General features: G+C 72.9%; 8 protein-coding genes. 4 read left to right on the top strand and 4 right to left on the bottom strand.

Going from position 1 to position 7,359, the window contains the following annotated elements; genetic code table 11:
* Positions 1 to 309: 309 nt before the first annotated feature.
* Positions 310 to 663 (top strand): hypothetical protein, encoded by a 354-nt coding sequence (locus ACFRCG_RS13185; protein WP_380030954.1) that lies wholly within the window; start codon positions 310 to 312, stop codon positions 661 to 663.
* A 22-nt stretch (positions 664 to 685) separates the two neighbouring features.
* Here the strand turns inward: ACFRCG_RS13185 and ACFRCG_RS13180 are convergent, their stop codons facing one another.
* Entirely contained in the window at positions 686 to 1,492 is an 807-nt protein-coding gene (locus tag ACFRCG_RS13180) for an enoyl-CoA hydratase/isomerase family protein (RefSeq protein WP_380030952.1), read from the bottom strand.
* 99 nt (positions 1,493 to 1,591) lie between these two features.
* On the opposite strand from ACFRCG_RS13180, the gene ACFRCG_RS13175 reads away from it, so the two are divergent.
* Positions 1,592 to 2,056, top strand: coding sequence for a DUF4442 domain-containing protein (locus tag ACFRCG_RS13175; RefSeq protein WP_380030950.1), 465 nt, complete (start codon positions 1,592 to 1,594; stop codon positions 2,054 to 2,056).
* A 76-nt stretch (positions 2,057 to 2,132) separates the two neighbouring features.
* The gene (locus ACFRCG_RS13170; RefSeq protein WP_380030948.1) at positions 2,133 to 4,412 is read left to right on the top strand and encodes a hypothetical protein; all 2,280 of its coding nucleotides are present in this window, start codon (positions 2,133 to 2,135) and stop codon (positions 4,410 to 4,412) included.
* 29 nt (positions 4,413 to 4,441) lie between these two features.
* Here ACFRCG_RS13170 and ACFRCG_RS13165 read toward each other — a convergent pair whose 3' ends face one another.
* The 3 genes from ACFRCG_RS13165 to ACFRCG_RS13155 all read right to left on the bottom strand — a co-directional run bounded on the left by ACFRCG_RS13165 (position 4,442) and on the right by ACFRCG_RS13155 (position 6,327).
* On the bottom strand, positions 4,442 to 4,906 hold the full coding sequence (locus tag ACFRCG_RS13165) for a hypothetical protein (RefSeq protein WP_380030946.1): 465 nt from the start codon (positions 4,904 to 4,906) through the stop codon (positions 4,442 to 4,444).
* A 111-nt stretch (positions 4,907 to 5,017) separates the two neighbouring features.
* Positions 5,018 to 5,608: a hypothetical protein gene (locus ACFRCG_RS13160; protein WP_380030944.1), complete on the bottom strand. Its 591-nt coding sequence runs from the start codon at positions 5,606 to 5,608 to the stop codon at positions 5,018 to 5,020.
* Positions 5,605 to 6,327 (bottom strand): DUF3558 family protein, encoded by a 723-nt coding sequence (locus ACFRCG_RS13155; RefSeq protein WP_380030943.1) that lies wholly within the window; start codon positions 6,325 to 6,327, stop codon positions 5,605 to 5,607. Before ACFRCG_RS13155 ends, ACFRCG_RS13160 begins: the two co-directional genes overlap by 4 nt.
* 137 nt (positions 6,328 to 6,464) lie before the next feature.
* On the opposite strand from ACFRCG_RS13155, the gene ACFRCG_RS13150 reads away from it, so the two are divergent.
* Entirely contained in the window at positions 6,465 to 7,211 is a 747-nt protein-coding gene (locus ACFRCG_RS13150) for an NDP-sugar synthase (protein WP_380000780.1), read from the top strand.
* Positions 7,212 to 7,359: the final 148 nt, after the last annotated feature.

Genomic DNA, 7,359 nt, shown 5'->3' with positions numbered 1-7,359 from the left:
GCTCCCCCCGCGTGTGGTGGGCCCGGTTCCGGTTGTGGGCCGGCCGGCGGGGGGGGCCCCCCCCCCCCCCGCGCCAGGCCTGGTCGAGGAATTGCGCGGGGGTGCTACGCATCGAGACCTCACAGTTCGGCGACCTTCGAAGCCTTGGGTTGCCTGTTCGAGGCGTCCCGTGGGCAAACTAGCGGGTCGACCGTCTCCGAACGTGGCCGCGTCCGCACTGTGGGCGGCCGGGCAAACCTTTGGTCACTCGTTTGTGTAGGGGTTGTGCGGTTTGCCCCCTGGGGGTGGACGGTATTCGAGACTCGGGGCATGAGGCGGATCTGGGGTGGGGACGGCGATTCGGGGCTCGGGCCCCACGACGCCCTGCTCAAGGACGCCCGGTTGAGTGTGTCGGCGCGCGGTCTGGCCGTGTATCTGTTACTGCTGCCCGACGGGGCCCGGCCCGATCCCCGGGTGCTGGGTTCGCGCCCGGGAGAGAGCGTGGCGTCGATCGCGGGCCGTCTGGACGAGTTGGCGGAGGCGGGCTATCTGACCCGCTCCGCGGCGGGGCGCGACGCGCGTGGGGTGGTGCTGGAGCAGGTGCGGCTCGCGGCGAATCCGGGCGAGCACGCGGCGGCGGCCGCCCGGGTGTTCCGGTGGCCGGTGCCGGGCCCGCCCTGGTGAGGCGCGGGTCGCCGCTCGCGGCTCACATGTCCCGCCACACGGGCGCGCGGCGTTCGCGGAAGGCGACGGCGGCCTCGGTCATGTTGCCGGTGAAGGTGCCCAGGACCTGGGTGCGGTTCTCCAGTTCGATCTGTTGGCGCAGCGAGGCGGCGCCGATCCCGGACCACAGGCCCTTCTTGGTCATCCAGACGCCGTATTCGCTGTTGGCCGCGATCGCGCGGGCCAGGTCGAGGGCGGCGGACACGTGTGCGCCCGCCTCGGTACGGGCGTTGAGCAGGCCGTACCGGTCCGCCTCGGCGGCGTCGAAGTGGCGTCCGGTGAGCATCAGTTCGGCGGCCCGGGTGGGGCCGACCAGGCGCGGGAGCAGGTAGCTGGTGCCGACGTCGGCGGAGGACAGGCCGACCTTGATGAACACCGAGCCGAAGCGGGCGCTCTCGTCGGCCACGCGCAGGTCGCAGGCCAGCGCCAGGGCCAGTCCGCCGCCCACCGCCGGGCCGTGTACGGCCGCGATCACCGGCTTCTCGCACTCGTGGACGGCCAGGATCATCTCGGACAGGTGTTCCTGCGAGCGGTAGACGTGTCCGACCGGGCCCCGCTCCTCGGCGTCGGGCGCGTGGTCGGGGTCGCCGGACAGGTCGGCGCCGGAGCAGAAGCCGCGCCCCTCGCCGGTCAGCACGATCGCGCGGATCCCGCGCTCGCGGTGCAGTGCGCCGAAGGCCGTCTTCACGTCCGCGACCATGGTCGCGGACAGGGCGTTGAGGCGGTCCGGGCGATTGAGGCGGACCACGGCGAGGCGGGGTTCGGGGTATTCGACGCGCACGTATTTCATGTGACTCAGTCAAACAGATTGACCCGGTGAAGGAAACGCCCGCACAACGGACGCGAGGCGCCGCCCCAGACGAAGTTACCTGCGGGTAGCATCGCGCTCATGAGCGAATCGACGATCGACTTCGATGCCGTCGCCGAGGGCCTGCGCGCCTCGGTGCCCTTCGTACGCACCCTCGGCCTGGAGTTCGTGGAACTCGCCGCCGACCGGGCGGTGCTGCGCCTGCCGGACGAGCCCGCGCACCACAACCACATCGGCGGCCCGCACGCGGGCGCGATGTTCACCCTCGCGGAGTCCGCCTCCGGCGCCATCGTGATCGCCGCGTTCGGCGACCATCTGGGCCGGGCCACCCCGCTCGCGGTGGACTCCACCATCCGCTACCTCAAGGTCGCGCGCGGCCCGGTGCTGGCCGAGGCCCGCCTCGGCCGCCCCGCCGCCGAGGTGATCGCCGAACTGGACGCGGGCACCCGACCGGAGTTCGTGGTGGCGATCACCATTCGGGACGAGGCGGGCGTGACCACCGCGGAGATGACCGTCACCTGGACGCTGCGCCCGCACCGCGCGTAAGTCCCGCACACTCGGGCAGGCAAAGCCCCGTACCCGGTCGGGAAGATCCCGATCACGTGCTTGCTTCGGGTTGGTGATGATTTCCTATCGTATTGAGACGACCGGTCCGATCGTGGTGGGCAAGGTCTCCCGCCGAGTCCGGGCCCGCGACGCCTGGCTGCGGTGGCGCCGGGTGTGGCGGGCCCTGCTGACCGCGCTGGTGGTGCTGTCCGTCACGGTGATCACCGGGCTCGGGGTCGCCCGGACCACCGTGCTCTCCGCGGACTGGTACGACGGCGTGTTCGAACGCGAACACGCGTACGACCGGCTCTACGACGAGGTCCTGGTCGACCCGCGGCTCGCCGGCGTGCGCAACGACCTGCTCGGCCGGTTGCCGATACCGCCCAACCAGGTCACCGCCAACCTGCGCCTGGCGCTGCCGCCGTCCACGCTGCGCGGCATGGTCCGGGTGCAGGTCGGCCACATCGTCGGCTACCTGCGCGGCGACGAGCGCGAGTTGCGGCTGAGCGTCGACCTCAAACCGGTGATCAACAACCTCGGCAAGGCCGCCGACGTCTACGTCGGCGACCTCACCGGCGATGTGCCCCGGGTGACCCAGGACAACGCCCCCGCGCTCGTGGACAACGTCTCCAAGGCCCTGGACGCGCTGGCCCAGGGCCGACCGCCCGAGGCGCTGCCCGCGCTGAACCTGGACCCCGCGGCGGCCCCCGAGGTGGCCGACCTGATCCTGGCCCGGCTGCCGGTCGAGGCGCGCGAGCCGATCCGCGGGCAGGTGGTGGCCTCGCTGCGCGCCGACGACCTCGGCGGGGTACTGGTCGCCGTCGTCCCGGTGATCTTCGGCGAGAAGGTGCGCCAGGCCCAGCTGGGCCTGACGGGCCTGTCGCACGGCGGCAACTGGGACCTGACCCTGGACCTGCGGGCGGACCGGGCCAAGCAGAGCGAGATGCGGCTGGGCCAGCTCGAACAACTGCGCGCGATGACCGTGTTCGGGCTGGGCCGGCTGCTGATCGCGGCCGGCGTCACCGCGCTGCTCGGTCTGGTGCTGCTGTGGTGGACCGGCCCCACGCGCGGCGCGGCCCGATTGCGGCTGCCGGCCCTGGCGCTGGCGGGCGGCGGGCTGCTCGCGGGGGTGGGCTGCCTGATCGGCTGGGGCCTGCTGCCGCACGTGGTGCCGGAGAACCGCGACGGGTGGGCGCCCTCGGTCACCCGGCTCACCGGCGACCTCCAAGAGGCGGCGGCGCGGGACCTGGTCGGGGTGTGGCTGGCCGCCGCGGCGGTGCCGCTGGTGTTCGGCGGGGTCACCTTCGGCGCGGTCGCGCTGTGGGAGCGGCACCGGCACCGGCGGGCCGCGCCGGTGCGCCACACCACCCGCCGCGTGCTCACCACCGGCGCGGCGGTGGCCGCGGCCGGTGCGCTGGCGCTGACCGTCTTCGTCCCGGTGCCCACCTCCGGCTCGAAGTCGCACGCCAAACGCTGCAACGGGATGACCGAGCTGTGCAATCGGCGCTACGACCAGGTCGCCTACCTGGCCACGCACAACTCGATGTCCTCGACCGCGGCGCGCTTCCTCAGCCCGCTCCAGGACGCGGACATCGTCACCCAACTCGACGCGGGCGTGCGGGGCCTGCTGGTGGACTCCTACACCTGGGAGGCGCCCGAGGAGGTGGCGAGCCGGCTCGCCGAGTCGGACCTGGACCCCGAATCGCGCCGGATCATCGCCGGGGTGGTCAACGACGTCGCCCCGGCCCGACCCGGCTTGTGGTTCTGCCACTCGGTGTGCCGGGGCGGTGCGCTGCCGATGGTGGAGACGCTGCGCGCGGTGGGGCAGTGGATGGATCGCAACCCGCAGGAGGTGGTCACCCTGATCGTGCAGGACGCGATCAGCGCCCAGGCGACCGAATGGGCCTTCCACGAGGCCGGGTTGGACCGACTGCTGTACACCCCGGCCGCGGATCCGAGCGAACCGTGGCCCACCCTCGCCACGATGATCGACCGCGGCCGACGCCTGGTCGTCTTCGCCGAGCGCGCCGACGGACCCGCCCCGTGGTACCGCAACTTCTACCGCTACGGCATGGAGACGCCTTACGAGTACGCGAGCCCGACCGAGATGAACTGCTCGCCCAACCGCGGCGGTACCGACAAGCGGCTGTTCCTGCTGAACAACTTCGTCACCGCGACCGGCGGCAGTCGCACCGACGCCGCACAGGTCAACGCCCGCCCGTTCCTGCTGGATCGGGCCCGGCGGTGCGAGCGCGAACGCGGCGCGCCGGTGAACTTCGTCGCGGTCGACTTCGCCGGCATCGGCGACGCGAAGGGCGCGGTGGACGTGTTGAACATCACCCGGAAATCACACTGATGGACCGTCAATTTATCGACAGTCGGCGGTCAATAGGACAGGCCGTGCCCGGTTTCGAAGAGTGGTTCCGCGTCGGCCGGCAGCGCGTCGACCAGCCGGCCGGCCGGCGCGTAGCGGCCGAACACCACGTCGAGCACGCCCACGTCGTCGGCGCCCCTGGTGCCCAGCAACGCCGCGCAGTAGCCGACCAGATCGGCCACGGCGGCGGGGCGGTACAGGTCGATCACGGCCACCGTGGGCACCGACGCGGCGATGTCCACGATCCGGTCGAGTTCGCCGTCGGCGTGGTCCTCGGGCAGCCGCAGCAGGGCCACGTCGGCGTCGGCGAGATCGCTCACCACGGTCGCGTAGCGGGCCGCCACGCCGATGTCCAAGTGCTCGGTGTACACGCGCAGCGCGTCGCGCAGCGGCAGGGCCGGGCCGCCGCTGGTGCTGATCCGCGAGCTGGTGCGGTTCGTGAGCAGCACGACGGCGTGCGGGTCCCGATCCGGCATGGGTGAGCCCTCCTCCTGGCCGCGGCACGCGCCGCCCTGACCCCGGACCCTACGCGCCGGGGACGACGTCTCGGGCACCAGGTTGCCGGTGCCTACCCCGATTCGGCCCGCTCAGCCCGCCGCCTCGAGCGCGGCCGCGGCGGTGCGGGCCAGCGCGACCAGGCGCTCGCGGTCGGCGGCGGGGACGGTGAGGTCGACCGCGACGACCAGGTCGCCCCTGGCGCGGGCGAAGGCCAGGCCCAGACCGCGGACGGGGTCCTGGTACAGCACCGCGGCCTCGGCGATCCCGGGCAGCGTCTCGCGCGGGCCGCCGCCGGTGGCCGACGAGCGCGCGGCGTCGGCCGGTCCGCCGACCATCGCCTGGGGCAATTGCCCGACGGTGACGGTCAGTACCCGCCGCTCGCGCCCGTCCAGGTAGTCGCAGGTGCGGCCCGCGTCCGCGGGGCGGGTGTGCACGGGACCGATCGCCAGCACCTCCTCGACCCGGGTGAGCGAGAGCAGGTCGCAGCCGCTGCTCGGCGGTGGGTTGCCGGCCGGCGCCGCGCGGGTGGGCCGCGGCGGGGCGCCCGCGGGATCGCCCGGGGTGGGGGTGGCCGAGGCCGCGTGTCGCGGCGCCGGATCGTCGCCGTCGCAACCGCCGAGCAGGCACGCCAGACCCACCACGGCCACCAGGCCGGCGGTGGATCCGACGCGCCCGGTCATACCCGGCCGATCATCGTCCGGGCGATCGTGGCCAGCACATCGGGCGGGACGTCCTTGTCGCTGCGGTCGATGTAAACGTCGGCGTCCAGGTAGGTGTCGCCCACGCGCTTGGTCCACACGACGCCGTTGGCGGTCGAGTCGTGGTAGGTGAAGGCCGCGTCGCCCACGCCGGCGAGCGCCACGGGGTTGTCGCTCGCGCCGATCGTGCCCTTCGCGGCCTGCTCGGCGGTGCTGTACCGGGGATCGCTGGTCGACATCATCACCGTCATCATGGACAACCCGCGCGAATCGCGGTAGTCGCAGAACGAACTGCTCGACGAGCGGAGTTTCTCGTCCACTTCGGCCTTGACCACCGGAAGCCCGATGAACGAGGCCACCTCGGCGACGGTGAGCAGCTTGCACGGGTCGTTCAGATAGGGCGCCGCGGGCCCGGTCGCGGGTGCGGCGGTGCGGCTCGACGACGAACTCGCGGACGCGCTCGCCGAGGACGACGTGCCGTCGATGGGCGGGGCGGTGGTGCGGCGCGGCGGGCGGGTGGCGCTCTCGCTGGGGCGATCCGTGGGCCGGTCGCTCGCCCGGGGGCTCGACGCGGGCGGGCTCTCCAGCGCGCGCACGGTGTCCAGCGGGGATCGATCGTCGGTACCGCAGCCGGCCACCGCGCCGGCCGCGGCCAGGGCGAGGATTACCGCGACGCCTGCGCGGACGGTCCTGATGCGCACTTTGGTGTTCCCCCCGATATTCGAAGTGCAGTCGTCCATGAGATGAACCTAGGCCCCCGAGGGTTCCCGAACGAGCGGTACCTCCCTTGGCCGTGCCCGCGGACCCTGAGGCGAATCCCGCACGGGATAATGCGCCCATGACTTCCGCTCCACACTCGACCACCCATCCCGGGGCCCGCGCGGTGACGCAGGCCGTGATCCTCGCCGGCGGGCAGGGTTCACGGTTGCGCCCCTACACCGACGATCGGCCCAAGCCGATGGTGGAGATCCCGGGCACCGGTACCCCGATCATCGGGCATCAGCTGCGCTGGCTGGCCGCCGAGGGAGTGACCGACGTGGTGGTCTCCTGCGGACACCTCGCCGAAGTGCTGCAGGACTGGCTGAAGAGCGCCGAGTTGCCGGTGCGCGTGGTGACCGTGGTGGAGACCGAACCGCTGGGCCGGGGCGGCGGGTTGAAGTTCGCCGCCGCCGCGCTGCCGCGTCCGGACGAGCCGTGGTACGCCACCAACGGCGACATCTGGACCAGGTTCTCGCTCACCGAGATGGCCGCCTTCCACCACGAGCGCACCGCGCTGGCCACGCTCGCGCTGGCCCGGCCCAGGATTCCGTGGGGGGTGGTGGAGACCGACAAGTACGGGCACGTCCTGGACTTCATCGAGGCGCCGCCCTCGCCCTACCTGATCAACGCCGGCGTGTACGTGTTCGCGCCCGAGTTCACCGCGCTGCTGCCCGACGTGGGCGACCACGAGCGCACCACGTTCCCGGGCCTGGCGCGGGCGCAGAAGCTGGCCGGGTTCCCGATCCCGCAGGGCGCGTACTGGCGGGCGATCGACACCGCCAAGGATCTGTCGGAGGCGGCCCGGGAGTTGCGCGCCGAGGGCTGAGCCGGCGCCGGGTACCGCGTCGGAACGGGTCCGGCCCCGGTCGCCATGGGGACCGGGGCCGGTCTCTTCTCCCCTGCAATGTCGGGGATTTCCGCCGGTGGCGAGTGAGGGTTTAGGGGTGTCGTCGCGGGTCCCGTGACCCCCGCGG

It is taken from the genome of Embleya sp. NPDC056575 (genome assembly GCF_042793325.1).
In the GTDB taxonomy this organism is placed as follows: domain Bacteria; phylum Actinomycetota; class Actinomycetes; order Streptomycetales; family Streptomycetaceae; genus Embleya.
This window is presented reverse-complemented; position numbering and strand designations above follow the sequence as displayed.

What these genes read in the sequence shown, in the direction of transcription:
- ACFRCG_RS13185 (WP_380030954.1), top strand. Translation starts at nt 310, where the DNA reads ATGAGGCGGATCTGGGGTGGGGACGGCGATTCGGGGCTCGGGCCCCAC.
- ACFRCG_RS13180 (WP_380030952.1), bottom strand. Translation starts at nt 1,492, where the DNA reads ATGAAATACGTGCGCGTCGAATACCCCGAACCCCGCCTCGCCGTGGTC.
- ACFRCG_RS13175 (WP_380030950.1), top strand. Translation starts at nt 1,592, where the DNA reads ATGAGCGAATCGACGATCGACTTCGATGCCGTCGCCGAGGGCCTGCGC.
- ACFRCG_RS13170 (WP_380030948.1), top strand. Translation starts at nt 2,133, where the DNA reads ATGATTTCCTATCGTATTGAGACGACCGGTCCGATCGTGGTGGGCAAG.
- ACFRCG_RS13165 (WP_380030946.1), bottom strand. Translation starts at nt 4,906, where the DNA reads ATGCCGGATCGGGACCCGCACGCCGTCGTGCTGCTCACGAACCGCACC.
- ACFRCG_RS13160 (WP_380030944.1), bottom strand. Translation starts at nt 5,608, where the DNA reads ATGACCGGGCGCGTCGGATCCACCGCCGGCCTGGTGGCCGTGGTGGGT.
- ACFRCG_RS13150 (WP_380000780.1), top strand. Translation starts at nt 6,465, where the DNA reads ATGACTTCCGCTCCACACTCGACCACCCATCCCGGGGCCCGCGCGGTG.